Genomic DNA, 17,944 nt, shown 5'->3' with positions numbered 1-17,944 from the left:
TGTAAGCAGGAAAAGTTCGATGCGTGTCTTGGGTCAGGCTTCGACGGCGCTCGGTTGCGGATCGATGAACGTTTCAGGGCCGGGCTCCGCCGATTGGCCCGCGGGAGCAACTCTCTGTACTTGTTCAGAACGAAGCCAAAGCATCGGCAGTCCCACGAAGAGAAACCCTCCGAGGAGATTTCCGATGGTGACTGGAATCTGATTCCATATCCACCATTCGCGGATAGAAACCGGTGCGCCCATCAGCATGCCAGCGGGTATCACGAACATGTTTACGACCGAGTGTTCGTAGCCCAGTGTGAAGAAGGTGAAGACGGGCAGCCAGCATGCAGCGATCTTGCCAAGAGTTGAGCGCGACGTAATCCCCATCACCACGCCCATGCATACCATCCAGTTACATAGGATGGCCTTTACTGCCGCCAGCCCTATGCCTGCTGCTCCGAGTTTGTGGTAGGCGACCGTCTTCGCCTGTGCCGCTGCAACGACCAACGCCGCTGGGCCAGCAGCAGGAACGTGATGGAACTGCGTCTGCACGGCCGCATACAGCCAGGCAAAGAAGCATCCGCCGAGCAGATTGCCAAGGAATACCCAGGTAAGGTTTGTAGTTGCGGTTAGAGGGCCCACCTTGCCCGCTAGTGTTGCGGCTGGCAGCATGGCAAAGCTGCCGGTGACGAGTTCGAGGCCCAGAACGATGATCATCGCGAAGCCTACCGGGAATAGGATCGCTCCGACGATCGGAGGCAAGCCTTGCGAAGTGGAAGTGAAGGCGACAGCAGTTGCAAAACCGAGCAGAGCACCGGAGAGAAATCCACGAAGTAGAAGCTGGCCGGCGGGCAGCTTCGATTTAGCCACAGCAGCGATAAGAAAAGTCTCAGCGACCTCGGAAGGCTTGATGTAGTCCATAGAAATGTCCTCTCGTCCGCAAGGTGATTGCTACAAGCTACGGACACGCGGGCGCATTACCGCAGCCATGTGTCAGATTGCCATTGGTTTTGCTCAGCGGAGAGCAGGAGATCTATGAGGATCGAACAGCGGACACTGCCATGGTGTCCCTTGAGGCTGTTCCGTGTAGTGAGTGATAGCACACCTGCGGGCGCGAATTCAAGAAATATTTGCACTGAGCCGGGCATGCAGTGCAGTACGCGCTATCGGTTTCAAGAGCCCGCTGTGCTTCAGAGAAATATGCGGCGATCCCCCTTGTGGACGGACAGGGAACGCAGTATCCTCGTTCCATATCGCAACGAGTGCAGGCATCGCGCACTTCGATCGCCCGCTGAGGTCCTCTCCGATACTCGTTGTTGTGGCACCATGATCCGTGCCATCTATCAGAAGTGATGCTGCCAGAATCACAGCATCGGTACCTATCGCTCCAGGATGAGCAGTTGAAATGCTTATGAGCCGCTGCGCCGGCATCACGTGATGCGCTGCACCAAAGCGGCTATTGGCACTCATTTCGTCTGGAGGAATCTGAGAGATGGCTGCGTCGATTCATATTGTTCCCAAGGAAATTCAGGACACGTTCACCCTTGAGCAGAAGGAATACCTGAGCGGCTTTCTTCTCGCTGTCGCCAAGCGGGGTGAGACGTTCTTTGCCGGACACACGGCAAACGGACTCATCACCGCAGACGCTGCATCAGGTGCGGCAAACCTGGCTGCGCCGTCGCAGGAAGAGGCTTACTTTGGCACTCCGGTGGAGGACCTCTGCAAGGAGGAGCGCTGGAAGTACGAAGAGAATCCGCTCGATATCTGGGAGAAGATTCTCGCCCATGCCCGCGAAAACCGCTTTCCTGAAGCCGGTGACGTCTTCCGCTTCAAATTTCACGGCCTCTTCTACGTCGCTCCGGCGCAGGATTCTTTCATGCTGCGCCTGCGGACGCCGGGCAGCATCCTGACCTCGCATCAGATGCGCGGCCTGGCCGAGATGGCTGAGGATTGGGGAGCCGGTGAAGCCGACATCACAACCCGCAGCAATATCCAAATCCGGCAATTTCAGCCGAAAGACATTGTGCGCGTACTGACAAAGGTGCAGAGCCTGGGGATGAACTCGCGAGGAACGGGGGCTGACAATATCCGCAACATTACGGCAACCCCTACCAGCGGACTCGATTCACACGAACTGATTGACGTTGCCCCACTCGCGCAGGCGCTGAACTTTTACATCCTCAACTCACGCGACCTCTACGGCCTGCCGCGTAAGTTCAACGTCGCCTTCGATAGCGGCGGCCGCGTCAGCGTCGTTGCAGACACCAATGACATCGCCTTCGTTGCCACCCGTGTGTTACCCGGACGCAGCGTGCCTGAAGGCGTCTACTTCCGGGTGCAGCTTTGCGGCATCACCGGCCATCGCCAGTTCGCGACCGATTGCGGCCTGCTACTTATGCCGGAGCAGGCGATAGCAGTAGCGGCGGCTATGATCCGAGTCTTCAACGAGAACGGTGATCGGATGGACCGCAAACGGGCGCGCCTCAAGTACCTCATCGACGATTGGGGAGTCGACAAGTTCCTTGATGAGGCGGAGAAGCGCCTGGCCTTCCCTCTGCTGCGGTCGCCGCTTGCAGAGTGCGAGCCTCGTGGGCCGGTCGATCCGAGCGGGCATCTGGGCGCGCATCCACAGCGGCAGCAAGGCCTCTTCTACCTGGGAGTCGCGGTGCCGGTAGGGAGGCTAAGCGTGGCCCAGATGCGAGCCATCGCTGACATCGCCGATGAGTACGGCTCAAGAGAGATTCGTCTCACCGTCTGGCAGAATCTGATCCTTCCCAACATCTCCGGCGCGAGGTTGGAAGCCGCGCGGAATGCTCTCGCCGCTGCCGGTCTCAGTGACTCCGCAGGGACGTTTGCCGCAGCTGCAATTGCATGCACAGGCAACAAAGGCTGCCGCTTCTCCGCAACAGATACAAAGAGCCATGCCGTTCAGCTCGCACAATATCTTGATGACAGATTCGTGATCGAGCAGCCTCTCAACCTACATGTCACAGGCTGCCCCCACTCCTGCGCACAACACTACATCGGAGACATCGGCCTGTTGGGAACGAAGGCCGGCGGCGAAGAAGGCTATCAGGTACTTGTGGGAGGAGGAAGCGACGACCGTCAGGGGCTCGGGCGCGAACTTATATCGGCGATTCGCTTTGCAGACCTGCCTCTGGTGATGGAGAAGCTCTTCAGCGCTTACACGGCAAAACGCCTCGAAGGGGAGTCATTTCTCGATTACACGCGCAGACATGAGATCGAAGAGCTCAAGGCCCAGATCTCCACACAGGAGCAGGCATGAACACTCCCGAAGGGCTGGTGCCACGTATCCCCGAAGAAGCGCCTTTCACGCAAGCTCAGCGGGCATGGTTAAACGGCTTTATCGCAGGGCTCTATTCGTACGCTCCGGCCCCGGCGCCTCCTGCGCAGAAGCCTCTTCGCATCGCCGTGCTGTACGGGTCGCAGACCGGTACAGCAGAAGGGCTGGCGCGCAAGCTCGCCAAGGAACTGAAGGCGGCTGGCTTCGAAATCGCTCTCAACTCGCTCGAAGGATACGTCCCGGCTACGCTGGCCGAAGAGCGCTACGCTCTCTTCATTGTTTCCACGTATGGAGAGGGTGAGGCTCCAGACCCGGTGCAGCCCTTCTTCCAGCATCTCTGTGTGCAACACTTTCCGCTCCTCGGCAATCTCTCTTATGGATTGCTGGCGCTGGGCGATTCGCATTACGAACAGTTCTGTCAGTTCGGCAGGGATCTGGACGCAAAGCTTGACTCCCTGGGGGCAGTGCGCTTGATGGACCGCGTCGAGAGTGACGTAGACGTCAAAGCTCCCTTCGCGAAGTGGAAGGAAGCTGTGGAGAAGCGCCTCCGCGAGATCGCTCGCCAAGCACCGCCAGTCGATCCGGTCTCTGCAACCGTTGACGACGCGGGCAGCGCTGCGGAAGCATCCCTTGAGACGGTCGTGCGTTCGCCCATGCCGACGGCACACACGCGAGAAAACCCATACATCGCACCAGTCGCCGAAAAGCGACCTCTCACACATCCATCGTCAACCAAGCAGACAATTCATCTGAGTTTCGCGATCGATGATTCCTCGGTCCGTTATGAAGCAGGAGATGCCTGCGGCGTGGTTCCGCAGAACTCTCCGGAGCTGGTCGATGCTGTTCTGGGACAGCTTCCCTTCAGCGGCAACGAACCGGTTGAGATACCCAAAGCCGGCACACTTCCGCTGCGTCAGGCACTGCTCGAGAGGCTGGCGATTACCCGGTTGTCGCGCAATATGCTCAAACAATATGGAGCGCTCACGCAATGCACTCAGTTACAGACGCTGCTGCTGCCGGAGAAGCAGGACGACCTCGAACGCTATCTTCACGGACGCGATCTGGTCGATCTCCTGAAAGAATGCCCGGGAGCGTTCTCTTCGCCGGATGAGTTCGTGACGCTGCTTCCTAAGCTGATGCCGCGGCTGTACTCGATATCGTCCAGTCCCTCGGCGCATCGTGGTCAGGTCCACACCACAGTCTCCATCGTCCGTTATCGCACTTACGACCGCGACCGCGGAGGAGTGTGTTCCACGTTGTTGGCAGACCGGGTCAACGTCGGCGACCGCCTGCCGCTCTATATCCAGCCCAACAAAAAGTTCCGTCTTCCACAAGACCCAACCGCATCCGTCATTATGATCGGTCCAGGAACCGGCATCGCCCCGTTCCGCGCCTTTCTCCACGAACGCCGAGCCACCGCCGCTACAGGACGAAACTGGCTCTTTTTCGGAGAGCGCAGCGCAGCCACAGACTTTCTCTACCGCGAGGAACTTGAGAACATGCGGTCCGACGGACACCTCACCCAACTCGATACCGCCTTCTCGCGCGACCAGAAGGAAAAGGTTTACGTACAGGACCTGATGCAGCAGAACGCGCAGCAGCTTTGGGCCTGGCTCGATGAAGGAGCCTTCATCTATGTTTGTGGCGACGCGACCCGTATGGCCAGGGATGTTAGTCAGACTTTACATCGAATCGTGCAGGAACAAGGCGGGATGTCGGAAGAGGAGTCGGAGAACTATGTGAATGTGCTCGGTGATACCTTCCGATATCAACGAGATGTCTACTGAAGAGGACGTCGCTACTCGAGATTCTTGTAGATACGAAATTGGCTGTGCAGGATCTCGACCAGACGCGTGTCTGAATGTTGTCCGCCTCCACTGGAGGCGGCGCATGAATCCCCTTTTTACGCTTCGCTCAGATCCAGTTTCTCCTGCAGTGCTTCGAGCGAAAGCCCTTTTGTCTCCGGGAAGAAGAACAGCGTCACAAAGAACTGCGCCGCCATCACCACTGCGAAGAAGACAAACGGCAAAGCCGCTGATCTTGCGGCCAGCGATGGAAACACCAGCGAGATAAGACCGTTCATAATCCAAAGTACGGTACTACCCAACGCCTGTCCCTTAGCCCGTACATGTGTCGGAAAGATCTCGCTCATATACACCCACAGTACGGAGCCGGAAGAGAGCGCGAAGGAAGCTGTGTAGCCCGTCACGAAGTAGATCAACGAACCATGACCGCGTCCCGTAAGAAAGACTGTCGCGACGCCACTCAGGCCAACTGTCATACCTACGCAGCCGATCAACAGGAGAGCTTTGCGGCCAAGCTTGTCAATTAGAGTCATCGCTAATAGCGTCGCCAGCAGGTTTACCGCGCCCACCACCACAGCCTGCAGGCCTCCCGATAACCTGCTAAATCCCGCCGAGACGAAGATGTCGTTCAGGTAATACAGCACTGCATTGATGCCTGACAGTTGGTTGAATGCCGCGATCCCAATCGCCAGCAGAATCGGCACGCGGTACTGTCGTTTGAAGAGCGTTTCCTTGCTGCTGCTCGCATCGAGATGGATTGATGCAATGATCGCCTCCAATTCTACCTCTGGCTCCGGCGTGCCGATCGTCACAAGCGTCTTCCGCGCCTCCTCAGCTCTGCCCTGCGTCACCAGCCAGCGAGGGCTATGGGGAATACCGAAGAGCATCAGCAGGAAGAGGACTGCGGGCACCGCGGACACGCCGAACTCCCATCTCCACTCCAGCGCGCCCAGATGAAACGTGGCGATCGAGAAATTCGAGAAGTACGCGAGCAGGATGCCGACTACGATGTTGATCTGAAACAGACCCACCAGCCTGCCGCGGTACTTCGGCGGCGCGAGTTCCGCAATGTACACCGGCCCGAGAACGGAAGAACCCCCGATGCCGAGGCCACCGAGAAAGCGTGCGGCCAGAAAGACGGGCCAGCTCCATGCGAGCGCACAACCCAGCGCGGAGAGCACATAGAGAACCGCCATGATCCGAAGGGTCGCGCGGCTGCCGATCCGTTGTCCCATCGCCCCTGCAGAGCTCGCGCCTAGTACCGTTCCCCACAGCGCAATCGAGACTGTGAAGCCGAGCTGAAACGGGCTCAGAAGAAAGTGATCCTTTAGCGCATAGGTTGTACCTGCGATTACCGCCGTATCGAAACCGAATAACAGGCCTCCCAAGGCGCCCGTCATCGCACTACGCAGGAGAAATTTATTCAGAACCACTCGTGTCTCACCTTTCCACATTTGCATCTAATCGCTTCTACTTCAGGGCAGCTGTCATTCGCGCAGTGCCGTCCGCAATGCATCTCCTACGACCCGGAGAGCAGTAACCGCGGGTCCGGACTCTTGCAGATCATCGATTATCGGGAAGTTATGGATCGTCCCGAGCAACCGCATCGCGGTGACGGCGACACCAGCGTCGGCAAGCCGCTGTGCATACCGTTCGCCATCGTCACGCAAGACGTCGCACTCCGCGGTGATGATCACCGCCGGAGCGACCTGTGATAAATCGGACAATGCGGCCTGGAGTGGTGATACCGTCGGTTCGAGCCGCTGTGCTACGTCCGGCACGTACTTGTTCCAGAACCACTCCATCGCCTCACGCGTGAGGTTCAGCCCATCCGCAAACTCCTCGTAGCTGCTCGTTGTGGTCGACGCCTGTAGTGCCGGACACATCAGCGCTTGCAGCCGCAGAGCTGGTCCGTTGTGCCGTGCCATGAGCAACGCGACAGCCGCAGCCAGGTTGCCACCTGCGCTGTCGCCCGCGACGGCCATCCGGGTTTCGTCGATCACGTGCTCTGAACCGTGCGACTGTACCCAACGTGCTGCGGAGCAGCACTGTTCGACCGCAACTGGAAAGCGTGTTTCCGGGGCTAGAGCATAGTGAGGGAACACCACCGCCGCTTCGGCGCGCAAGGCCAACTCGCGTACGATGCGTGCATGTGTCTCGATGCCGCCCAGCATCCATCCGCCGCCATGCAGATAAAGCACGGCGGGCAGAGGTCCGGGTGCCTGTGCTGGCCGCACAATCGTCAATGGAATACCCGCGGCATCCACGGCTTTAATTGATACCGACACATGCTCCAGCGGCGTGGGCTGACTGTCACGCATGTACTGCCGCGCTGCCTCCACGGAGAGCAGCTGCAGCGGCTCTCCGTCTTCGTGGATGAGGCGCTGCATGTATGCGCGCGCGCCTGGCTCCAGGCGATGAAGAAGGCTCATGCGCCTGGCTCCGTGCGCACGAATGCCTTGATCGTCGCGCACTCTGTACCGATGGCTGCACCATGCGGCCGAATCGTGAACTCGCCTACCGCCGCCGGGACAATGAACGTCTCGGCATAATGCACAACGTAAGGCTCGAATGCTCCGGACGGGCTCTCCACCAATGCCTCCTCGCCTTGCACCAAATTCAGCACATTCACGCCGCCATGCGTGTTGTGTGGAACGGTGCCTGTGAACCAGTGCCGCCGCGTCTCAATGAACTCGCGCTCATGCAGTCCAGTCACCTCTTCGCGCCATCCGTCGCCCGCGGCTACAGGCTCGACACTATTGACGAGATTCTTCCGTGTCCACGCGGTGGTTCGGTCCCACTGGATGTTTGCCAGCCCGTGCTCGATATGGATCGGACGCGGCTGGCCGTCAAGGCCCAAGCGTCCCCAGTCCCACAGTTTGAAGGTGAAGATATATGGTGTGGCGCTGATCTCCAGCACCATGGAGTCCTTGCCCGAGCAATGAATCGTCCCTGCCGGAATCAGGAAATGGTCATGCGGCTGAGCAGGGAACTGGTTCACGTATTCGTCCGTCGGGAACTCCCCTCCTTCAGTCTGTGCCGCATGCAGGTCGCGCGACATCTTTGCGCGGTCTATACCCTCCTTTAGTCCCAGATAGACGACCGCTCCTGGCGCAGCATCGAGCAGGTAATAGCTCTCATCCTGTGTGTAGTGCATGCCAAACCTGTCCTGGATGAACTCGGTCAACGGATGTACCTGAAGCGAGAGATTCCCGCCGCCCATCGTGTCGAGAAAGTCGAAGCGGATCGGAAACTCCGTACCGAAGCGTGCATGCACTGCATCGCCGAGCAACTCCCGTGGATGAGCGAAGACCAGATCGACAGCTGGAACCTCTATACGCTGCTTGCCATACCCCAGCAGTAGGCTGTTCTCCTCCGGCACGCAATCGAAGCACCACGCATGGTTAGGTGAATCCTTCGGCAGATCGCATACCTCTTCCATCCAGTGTCCGCCCCACGGTCCCGGATCGAAATAGGGCACAACGCGGAAGGGGCGCCGCGCTACATGCGCCAGCGCCTTGCGAAATGTATCACCGCAAATCATCTTCGGTGCGCGCGCGTCATTCGTGTCGAGGAGAAAATCAACCACAGGCAAAAGGTGCTTCTTCAGCCGGTCCGCTGCGCGCCACTCCGCAAAAAAGCCGCACTTGTATTTTTCAGCAAAACTTGCCTCTTTGTTGTCGCAGCCTAGATTGCCCATCTCGAAGCGCCGGTATCGTAACTGGATCTCCCACCGGGCCATGTCTGCATACACCAAAGCATCGCACTCCGGTGCCAGTAATGCCGCTCCCGAGCCAATGACAAACACAGTCCCGCGCTTCGCCGCTGCGATCACATCTTCGCGCATTCGTATCAACTCTTTTGGGTCAAACCAATCTTCAATGGTAAGCCCGTTCATGCGGCCAAATACGCGATCATCGCCCAGATGTGGTGCGAGCATCGCATAAATCTCCGCTGTTGGTTTGTAACCATCTGAGGCGCAGATAATCGCGTTAGGCCGCAACCTCGATGTCAGTTCTGATTGTAGTTCGTCTACTCGGGCGCCCGGGTAGCACTCCACGCATACCACCTTGGCGGTGCCAAGCTGTAGCGCTATCGCGTCCCAACCCGCAGCACACTCGCTGCTTTGACCAGCGGCGACAGATGGAAACTTATTGTAGTTTGATTGACGCACCATGCATCTCCTCGGTCAATAGTGGGACAGCACCCAGCAGCGCAGCCATATTTCCGAGCGCGGCCGCTTGCACCTGTGGCTTTCCCCAACTCGACCATGTGTGTGTGTTGATATACTCGCGTACGAACGTGAGGACGGGCTCTGGGCTCTGCATGACCCCTCCTCCCAGAATCACCAGATCGGGGTCGTACGCGTGGACCAACGAGACTGCATTGGCAGCCCATACACGCAAACAGCGCTCGCGCACGTCGCACGCCACCGTATCGCCACGCTCCGCGTGCGTGAAGAGTTCGCGGAAGCCGAGCGGTTCCAACTTCGCCAGCGCACTCTCAGGAAATCCCGGCCACGCGCGCGCTACCTGAGGCATCGACCACCCCGACGCCTCAGCCTCTGCGCATCCAACATTGCCACAATGGCACGGACGACCCTCGAATTTCACAGTCAGATGTCCGCCAAGACAACCCGCATGTCCGTGCACGCCACGTACGACGCGGCCGTTCAAAATCGCGGCGGTGCCGATTCCCGTGCCTAGCGTCATCATCACAATGTTCTCGACGCCACGTCCTGCGCCGGCATATTGCTCGCCCATCAGTGCCATGCGCGCATCGTTCTCGATTCGCAGTGGCAGATCCAAAGCCTCGCGTGCCCATGCTGCCAGATCGAGCTTGGGTGCGTCCTCATACTTCTTCAGTGTGGAGTGAATTGTGCCGTGACATGCATCTACAATCCCCGGAAAACCAATCGCTACCCCCACGCACTCTTTTGCCGTCGTGTTTGCCTCGAGCAGCAAGGCACGCAACGCATCCGTCACGACCGGAAGCAGGTCAGCAAGACTCGATGCGCCCTCCGCGTCGATTGAGGTGTTTGCCAGTAGCCGATCCTCGTTCACCACACCGCAGCCGATGTGCGTCCCACCCATGTCCAATGCCAAAGCCCGCATTTACGTGATCCCCACTTTCTTAGTCTTCTCAGAGTGCCTGAGAAACGCCAGAGCGCCCAGCGCAGGGACTCGTATCTGCTGTCCTGCGTGTATCAGCACAATCTCATCTGGCTCAACATGTATGTCCTCGATCTCACGCCAGCCACTTGGGACGGCGGCAATAAACAGTAGCCAAGGAGCCCGCAGCGTCTCATGCGCTTCAATTCTGCACGACGTAGAACTCCCAAGCAGAGGGCCACGTGCGTCTACAACATCATTTCCGAGCGGCAGCGGCGTCGTTCCGAACTCCATCCCACGCGCCTGCACTTGACCTCGCCACGGCGCATCGTTGCGCACATGATTTTCTTCCCAGAGGGTCACCCATGGAAAGTGTTCGGCACGAAACAGATAGCCAACGGCCAATCCGATTTCCGCATGACAGACCGCGACAAAGCCATGCTCTCGTCCCGGCGTCTGCTGTGCTGCAGCCACGAAACCCGATCTGCGTCGAGTAAAAATCTCCCGCAAATCGACTGTCTCGCCGTTCGCTCCAGGTGCATACGGCCACGTGAACTCTGCGTCGCGTCTCAACAGATTGCAACCGTTATAGTCCAACGGCCAGGTTATTCCATCACGAATGGATGCAGTCGCGCGCCCGCTCCCGGAGGCGAAGAATGGGGCGCCGAATGTCGCATGCTGTACCCAATGAAGAGCCCGCTCGGCGGCGCGGAGATTTGTGACACGCTCTTCTACGCGCAGTACACTCTCGTCCGCGATCAGCGAAAACTTCCGCTCCACCTGCAGTCCCGCCACCGGCAATTCCACAATGCCCGACGCCAGATTCGCATGCTGCCTAGTGAACGTCCACGTTGCATTCGATGCCTCGCCATGAAGCGAAACACCAGCTGCGGCTTCTCTCGCGCCGGCAGGCCCGAATCCATCGAGACAGAGTGCGTGCCCTGTATACGACGCCAGAAATTTTCCAGCGGCCTTGTCTTCGCACTCTTCCGCTATTGCTGAGTGTGCGGGCGAATCGGGATCCGCTGTCGTCCACGGCGCCTCCCAAAGTACATTGTTCTGCGAGGGCCCGTAGCCTGAGGCAAATCCCCAGCGAGCAAGGTGTCCGCCACCCGGCAGCAGCGTCGCCTCCGCCACGCCATTTGTTAGCGTCATCGCAGCGCGGTCTCGCCAACTCGTCGCAGGCACTCTGACACCCTGGTCTATCGCCTTCATGAGCCGGATGCTCCCAGGCCGCTTTCGCCGAAGCCCATGCCGCCCGTTGGAACCAGCATCCCACCATCCACCAGGAGCGCAGCACCTGTGATGAACGAGGCCCAGTCGCTCAACAGAAACGCGATCGCGCGCGCAACTTCTTCGGGCCTGCCGACACGTCCAAGAGGATGCATCCGTGCACATTGCTGTAATAGGAACTCCGGGTCCTCCGCTTCCGCGGCCACCGACCGCAACATCGGGGTATCGATCGCTCCGGGCAGTACGCAGTTCGCTCGAATCCCACGTGCAGCATAGTCCAATGCCACCGAGCGTACGAGGCCAAGCAGAGCATGCTTTGCGGTAACGTATGCGGCGGAGTTCTGTATCGCCGTGTAGGTCTGCACCGAACCCGTCACTACCAGGGCGCCGCCGCCGGCGCGCAGCATCGCTGGAACCGCCGCGCGTATCGCATGAAAGCACCCTTGCACATGCACGCGCAGCGTTTCGTCCCACTGCTCCACACTTGTGGATACTACGTCGCCATAGCGCTGAATGCCTGCGTTGCTCACGAGCAGATGCACCGCGCCGAAGCGTTCCTCCGCCCGATGGACCGCGTCATTCACCGCCTCCACGGAACCCACATCGCACTTGTAGAAGGCCGCCTGATATCCGCTCTTCTCCATCTGGGCAGCCGTCGCTGTGCCTCGCGTCGCATCCAGATCGAGAATAGCCACCGACGCGCCCAACTCGCCCAGCAGCTGTGCCGTCGCCGCGCCAATTCCCATCGCGCCGCCTGTCACGAGGGCCACCTTTCCGTTGAACCGAAAGCTCATGGCATCTTCTCCGGCTGCGTCTTCAGGCGCAGCGTCATGATCTCAAACGGTTTCAGCTCTACTGCAACACTGTTGTCGCGCACTGGCAACTCTTGCATGCAGTCCTCCAAGAGCGAACACCGCCACACTCTTTCCATCTGGAGATGCGGCGTGCTCAGGTGCAGCGTCTCTGAGCGGCCTGCGATTTCTGTCAGCCGCAATATGCTGCCATTCCCATCTTCCGCGCGCTTCCATGTCGACAGCACGACATTCGCATTGTCGAGCGTCAGAAAGCTCGCACTGTGTATCGAAGACGGCGTCGGGCTTGCCGGAACGGTGTCGCTCTCGAGCGGCGTCATCTCTTTCCATCCACTCCGCGTCAGCTGAGCCGGCTCGAATTTCGCTCCACTCACGAACGCGTACCGGAAGGTAAGCTCGCCGCCCTGCGATGATTTAAAGTTCGTGCTCCAGTAGTTGCTCATCAGCCACGAGAAGATCGTCGCGCTCTTCGGCTCGAACTCCTTCGGCCATGCACCACGCACCACATCTCCGAACGTAACCATCGGGGCATCCACCGGAATCACTGCTGCCGATTCCGAGCCATCGTGTACTGCTGCCCAGTGCTGTACGGCATACCACTCCCGGCTCCCACCTGCGAGCTCATCCCGCGCCGGATCGACCCATCCATTCTGTGTGTCATATGCGAACTCCGGATGTTCGACTGCCAAGGGAAACGCAATGTACGCCGCTTCGCGGTGCAGCGTCGCGACTTTCTGAAGTGATATACGAATGTCGATGCGCTTGGAATCCGCAGGTAGAGCAATCACAGTCCGAATCTGCGGCGTGTTCGGCGCGGACGACTCTAGTGTTGCAGACTCCGAATTTATCCCGTGTTGCACAGCAATGATGCGGCCGCCAGCCGCTAGATGTGTCGTCAAATCCGGCCTTGGCAGCGTCGCGCCATAACGGTAAAGGCTGTTGTCAGGCATGTCATCCGCGCCCGTCACGTACACATAGCTGCCGAAGGTAAAGGGACTACTTGCATCTACCAGTTCCCGGTTCAGCTCTTTGTCCCATATGCTACGAATCGAGCCGCTTCCCGCGTCCAGAGTCACGCGATAGAAGCGATTCTCTAAAACTCCGCCGCCCTGCGCCGCCTCGTGTGTCGCCGCAGTCTTCGGGTGAGCATCGACGATTGACAGCAGCTTATATCCGACTGCGGGAACATTGTCTGCCCGATATCGTACACGCAGCGTGCGTCCGCCGAACCCCGGCAACGGCGTACCCTTCTCGATTCGCAATACCTCCTGCGGCACAGCGTCCTGTGTCTGAGGATCGACAATCTCTTTGCCCTCTGGGAGATCCGTCTCGAGCCATCCGGTGCGCGGCCAGTTTAATGCATTGAAGATGAGCAGTGAGTTGTCTCTCGGCGCCAACGTTGCTTCCAGCTGTGCGAAACTCAGCGCGATGCTTTGCGTCAGATCGTTGCCGGCGCGGACCACCTGCGCGCGCTTGCTTTCCCACTGCCGCACCGTTTCGTCGCTCTCCGGTTGCGTCGTCGCACCGGCCGCCGTCCATGTGTGCTCGTCAAAAAGCAACGAGTTCTGCCACGCGTCGCGCAACAACGAAACATCAGGACGCAGAGCAGGATTCAATAGAGACGGGATTGTGCCCATCGTCTCAGCGTTCAAGAGCCTCTGCTGATTTGCGCGATGGATCGCCGTCGCATGTGCACCTGATGTGAAGCCATCCTCCCAGTAAGGACCAAAGTCGCCGCGATAGGTTGGGATCGCTCCGCCAAATTGGCGCTCGATCGAGGACATCGCCTCGGCGAAGGTCGAAAACTGTAGACGCGGATATGCATATTCCTTGGCCCAATCAGCAGGGAGCGTCACTTGCCCTCGATCGAGCGCCGTATTCTCCAACTGGCTCCCAAAGAGAATCACAGAATCTGCGCGATACTCCTTGTGCGCATACGCCTGCAGGAAGACAGGCAACGCATCTTTCACAGCCTCCACCGTCGGCGGCGTGCCGAACATGGATGCCAGTTGCAGATACGCGCGCGAATACCACATCAGAACGCGGCCTCCGTCCGGCCCTTCCCAATAGAACGGGGACTTCTCATTCCACCGCCCCTCCAGCAGCACCGGAGCGCGCCACGAGTTGCTGGCCGCCGCAAAGTAGCGTATGCCTGCGCTGTGCAGGATCGACGCATATGACCACGAGTACGATGGAACGTCGGTGATGTTCGCCGCACCCACCGGCAGCATGAACTCCTTCGCCAGAGCATGCGATGGATACAGCGAGCGTGTCAGACCTTCAAGAGACGCAACGCCCGTATGCTGATTCGCGTACTGCGGCGGCATTACGATTTTTCCTGCTCGAACCGCACTGAGAAACTGTTGGCCGCGTTCCGGAGAACGGCCAGCTAGATATTGCTGTGCGACCCAGCTACCGTCCATTGTCCAGCGAAACTCCGGATGTTCCGGCAGTAGATCGAGCACGCCGTCGATGCTCTGCGACTGCAACTCCGCAACCTTCTCGCGATAGTCTGTGAAGCCGATATCCAAGTGTTCATGTGGGACTACCAGCACCGTCCACTTTTTTTGTGCTTGCAGCGTCACCGGGAACGTTTTGCCGGCAACGCTCAGCGTGGCCCGCAGCACGCCTTTCCATTCCGGTACATTGAAATGCGCACAACTCTCGCCGAACTCAGCATCGCCGAAGTGTAGCGGCTGTGTGTCTGTGCGTCCGTCGGTACTTAATTTGATCTGCGTCGGCAGCACACCACCCTCATGCGTCTCTACACAAACCCGCACAACTTCGCTAAGCCGATCCTCTTGCTGCCGGAAAAAGATTGTCGCCTCAGCTGTCGCAGTAGCCTCACCCGCTGCGTATGGCTCGTCGGGATTTTGCTCGAGCGCCAGAGCGTCATAAATCAGACCACTTTCGCCCGGTGCAATATCGCCCTGAGAATTCTGTGGTGTGGCCGGCTGATCCACGGCGACTAATGTCAACGTGTTAGTCCCCGCGCGTAGCCAAGCCGCCGGAATCGCGATAGATCGCTCTGCGGACGAGGTCTGTGGGACGAACGTGCCTTCCCAGTCCCCCGCCGCATAATCCAGCTTTGGAGCAAAGGAAAAGACGCCCGCGTGGCCGTTCACCTCTACGCGCAGCGCCGAGAGTCGCGGTGTCTCGTACAGTATCGCCAGCTTCAATACGTAGGTGCCGCGTGGTGCTTCGCTCAACGTGAAATCGATTCGGAACGGGTGAAGCCTTCCTCCCGCCTGACCATTCGCCGGCCCCGGTTGAAACCGGGGCCAGTCGCGAGCCGTACTCTTGCCCACGACGTAGTCCACGTCCGACGACGGTTTCGTGTACTCCACGCCAAAGCTGTCGTGAAATTCGTGTGACGAGTCGTCGAACTGGCCAATCTGCCAGATCGTTCGCTGCTGCGCACATGTGGGGAAAGCCGACGCTGCGAGCACGACTCCACAGATGAGTGAGGCCTTTACCACTTTGGCTGCACCGTCACAACACCGGGGCACGTAGGATCCTCAATCCACGATCCCATCTCCTGCTTCCGTGCCAACTCGTTATACTTCGCCAGCTTGTCCCGGTCGAGCTCCACGCCTAACCCAGGACCCTTCGGCACGGGCATGCCTCCCGCCTCAAACTGCATTTTCCCGCCAACAATAATGTCGTCCGTCAGATGGTGGTAGTGCGAATCTGCCGCTGCACTCAGGTTCGGTACAGATGCGAGCAGATGCAATGCAGCCGCCTGCGAGATTCCGAACTCCCCGCCACTATGCAGTCCTACGTCCAGCCCCAGTGCCTCGCATGCTCCAGCTGCAATTCGAGCTCGCGAGATGCCGCCATACCAATGAGGATCCAGCAGCACCATGTCGATTACATTGTTGTGCGCCGCCGGATAGATATCCTCGAAGGCAAAGATGCTCATGTTTGACGCCAGCGTCATATAGGGGACCTTCGCGTTCACGCGCTCCATTGCACGCAGCCCCCAGACTGGATCCTCGTAGTACTCGACGTCATAATCAGCCAGTTTCTGCGCCACTCGGACTGCCGTCGTCACGCTCCATGCAGCGTTCGGGTCCAGGCGCAGCTTGCATTGCGGAAATGCCTCGCGCAGCGCGATGAACGTCTCAATCTCCTCTTCCGGAGGCAAAACGCCGTTCTTGTACTTCAAGGTCTGGAAACCATGCTTCGCAACCAGATCTTTCGCAAACGCGACCATGTCCTCCGTATCACTGATCCGACCCTTCCCCTCGCCATTCGCGTGCCGGTAGAAAAGGTATCCCGCATGTGGCACACTCTCGCGCAACCGACCGCCCAGCAGATCACAAACTGGCCGTCCGATTGCCTTGCCCTGCAGGTCAAGACACGCAAACTCGATGCCTGCATATCCCAACACATTGCCGAAGAGCTTCTGCGCGCTCGGCGACGAGAGCTTCCATCGAAGCCGCTCCAACTGAAATGGGTCTTCTCCAATGAGCAGGGGCCGCATCTCCGCTAGCTGCCCTTCTCGACTAGGGCCGCTGTAGCATTCGCCCAGTCCGGTCAGTCCCTCGTCTGTTTCAATTTCAATGACCAGTCGCGATACTCCGGGATGCGACCCATAGGCATAGCGCAATGGCGCCTCGATGGGGATGAAAACAGGCGTCCAGCGCACATTTGTGATCTTCATTACAATTACGTCCTATTCTGCGATTTGTGTCGCGAGCAGTTGACCGGGTGTGTCGGTGGGAATGCAAGTAATGTGCCAACGTCCCAGATTGGCCACGAAAAGGTCCGTTCGCGACGGACCGCCAAAGACTGCGTTGGTCGGCCTCGCGAGCATCGTTCCCTCGGGATCGTATGCGAAAAGTTCGACGGTGCGATCCGTTCGTACGCGATAGATGCAGTCGGTCGCGTAACAGGTTACATAGAGGTTCTGGGCAGCATCGAGCACCACGCCATCGGGCACCCGCGCCAATCCCGATGCGTACACTTCGGGATCGCCAGCCGCTCCGTCGCTCCTGATCGGAAGCCGCGTCACAGAGTGGCGCTGGCTCTCGACGATAAACAATGCATCGCCCATCGCGCTCAGTGCCATCCCATTCGGGAACGCAAAGGGTCCTGCGAAAAACTCCACAACGCCGCTCCGGCGTAGCCGATAAACGCAGCCGTTCCCCGCGTTCCACTCGCCGGAGTCCGAGAAATAGAGGTTGCCGTCCGCATCGAAGACCGAGAAATTCGGCGTCTGCAGCCGTCGTCCACCCACTTGCTCAATCGTCTGTAGGACACGGCCACGGCGGTCTATTCGTTGCAGCGCGTGGACACCCAGGTTGCACACAAAGATATCTTGCGCAGGCGAAAGCGTGATTCCGAGACAGAAGCCTCCGACATTGGCCACCTCCTCCGCCTTTCCTTCCTTAGATATCCGATAAATCTGCCCGGCCTCGCCTCCGGCCCACAACACGCCTTCCTGGTCGAACGCGAGCCCCTCAGGATGGTCTAGCCCCTCGGCAAAGACCGCCATACGATGGCATGACACGATCGGGGCGACGGGTTGAGGGAAGAACTCCATCGGTTATTTTCGCCAAGCCTTTCAGCCAAATGTCAGACAGATAGAGAGCATAGAACTTGGAGTGCAAAATCGTCAATTCGTATAAATCAGGCGTAAAACAACGCCGTTCCAGCCGATCTATTTCCAGAAAAAAGAAATGGGGGGCTTGA

12 protein-coding genes are annotated in these 17,944 nt (G+C 58.8%); 2 read left to right on the top strand and 10 right to left on the bottom strand.

Going from position 1 to position 17,944, the window contains the following annotated elements; all coding sequences use genetic code 11:
* Positions 1–33 precede the first annotated feature (33 nt).
* Positions 34–903, bottom strand: coding sequence for a formate/nitrite transporter family protein (locus OHL16_RS07560; protein WP_263366505.1), 870 nt, complete (start codon positions 901–903; stop codon positions 34–36).
* 571 nt (positions 904–1,474) lie between these two features.
* Here OHL16_RS07560 and OHL16_RS07555 point away from each other — a divergent pair.
* The gene (locus OHL16_RS07555) at positions 1,475–3,268 is read left to right on the top strand and encodes a NirA family protein (protein ID WP_263366504.1); all 1,794 of its coding nucleotides are present in this window, start codon (positions 1,475–1,477) and stop codon (positions 3,266–3,268) included.
* Positions 3,265–5,073, top strand: coding sequence for a sulfite reductase subunit alpha (locus OHL16_RS07550; protein ID WP_263366503.1), 1,809 nt, complete (start codon positions 3,265–3,267; stop codon positions 5,071–5,073). The genes OHL16_RS07555 and OHL16_RS07550 overlap by 4 nt, the downstream gene beginning before the upstream one ends.
* 116 nt (positions 5,074–5,189) lie before the next feature.
* Here OHL16_RS07550 and OHL16_RS07545 read toward each other — a convergent pair whose 3' ends face one another.
* From OHL16_RS07545 to OHL16_RS07505, 9 genes are all read right to left on the bottom strand, one after another.
* On the bottom strand, positions 5,190–6,551 hold the full coding sequence (locus OHL16_RS07545) for a sugar porter family MFS transporter (protein ID WP_263366502.1): 1,362 nt from the start codon (positions 6,549–6,551) through the stop codon (positions 5,190–5,192).
* A gap of 27 nt (positions 6,552–6,578) precedes the next feature.
* A complete protein-coding gene (locus OHL16_RS07540; RefSeq protein WP_263366501.1) occupies positions 6,579–7,523 on the bottom strand; it encodes an alpha/beta hydrolase in 945 nt (314 codons plus the stop codon).
* On the bottom strand, positions 7,520–9,031 hold the full coding sequence (locus OHL16_RS07535; RefSeq protein WP_263366500.1) for a class I mannose-6-phosphate isomerase: 1,512 nt from the start codon (positions 9,029–9,031) through the stop codon (positions 7,520–7,522). The genes OHL16_RS07540 and OHL16_RS07535 overlap by 4 nt, the downstream gene beginning before the upstream one ends.
* A 211-nt stretch (positions 9,032–9,242) precedes the next feature.
* Positions 9,243–10,205 carry an ROK family protein gene (locus OHL16_RS07530; RefSeq protein WP_263366499.1) on the bottom strand — a complete coding sequence of 321 codons (963 nt, stop codon included), beginning with the start codon at positions 10,203–10,205 and terminating at the stop codon, positions 9,243–9,245.
* Positions 10,206–11,417, bottom strand: coding sequence for an aldose 1-epimerase family protein (locus OHL16_RS07525; RefSeq protein WP_263366498.1), 1,212 nt, complete (start codon positions 11,415–11,417; stop codon positions 10,206–10,208). It lies immediately after the preceding gene.
* A complete protein-coding gene (locus OHL16_RS07520; RefSeq protein WP_263366497.1) occupies positions 11,414–12,229 on the bottom strand; it encodes an SDR family NAD(P)-dependent oxidoreductase in 816 nt (271 codons plus the stop codon). Before OHL16_RS07520 ends, OHL16_RS07525 begins: the two co-directional genes overlap by 4 nt.
* Positions 12,226–15,726, bottom strand: a complete 3,501-nt coding sequence (locus OHL16_RS07515) for a polysaccharide lyase family protein (protein ID WP_263366496.1) — start codon at positions 15,724–15,726, stop codon at positions 12,226–12,228. The genes OHL16_RS07520 and OHL16_RS07515 overlap by 4 nt, the downstream gene beginning before the upstream one ends.
* Positions 15,720–16,913 (bottom strand): enolase C-terminal domain-like protein, encoded by a 1,194-nt coding sequence (locus tag OHL16_RS07510; protein WP_263366495.1) that lies wholly within the window; start codon positions 16,911–16,913, stop codon positions 15,720–15,722. The genes OHL16_RS07515 and OHL16_RS07510 overlap by 7 nt, the downstream gene beginning before the upstream one ends.
* Positions 16,914–16,925: 12 nt before the next feature.
* On the bottom strand, positions 16,926–17,795 hold the full coding sequence (locus tag OHL16_RS07505) for an SMP-30/gluconolactonase/LRE family protein (protein ID WP_263366494.1): 870 nt from the start codon (positions 17,793–17,795) through the stop codon (positions 16,926–16,928).
* Positions 17,796–17,944: the final 149 nt, after the last annotated feature.

The organism is Edaphobacter bradus, assembly GCF_025685645.1.
Classification (GTDB): domain Bacteria; phylum Acidobacteriota; class Terriglobia; order Terriglobales; family Acidobacteriaceae; genus Edaphobacter; species Edaphobacter bradus.
This window is presented reverse-complemented; position numbering and strand designations above follow the sequence as displayed.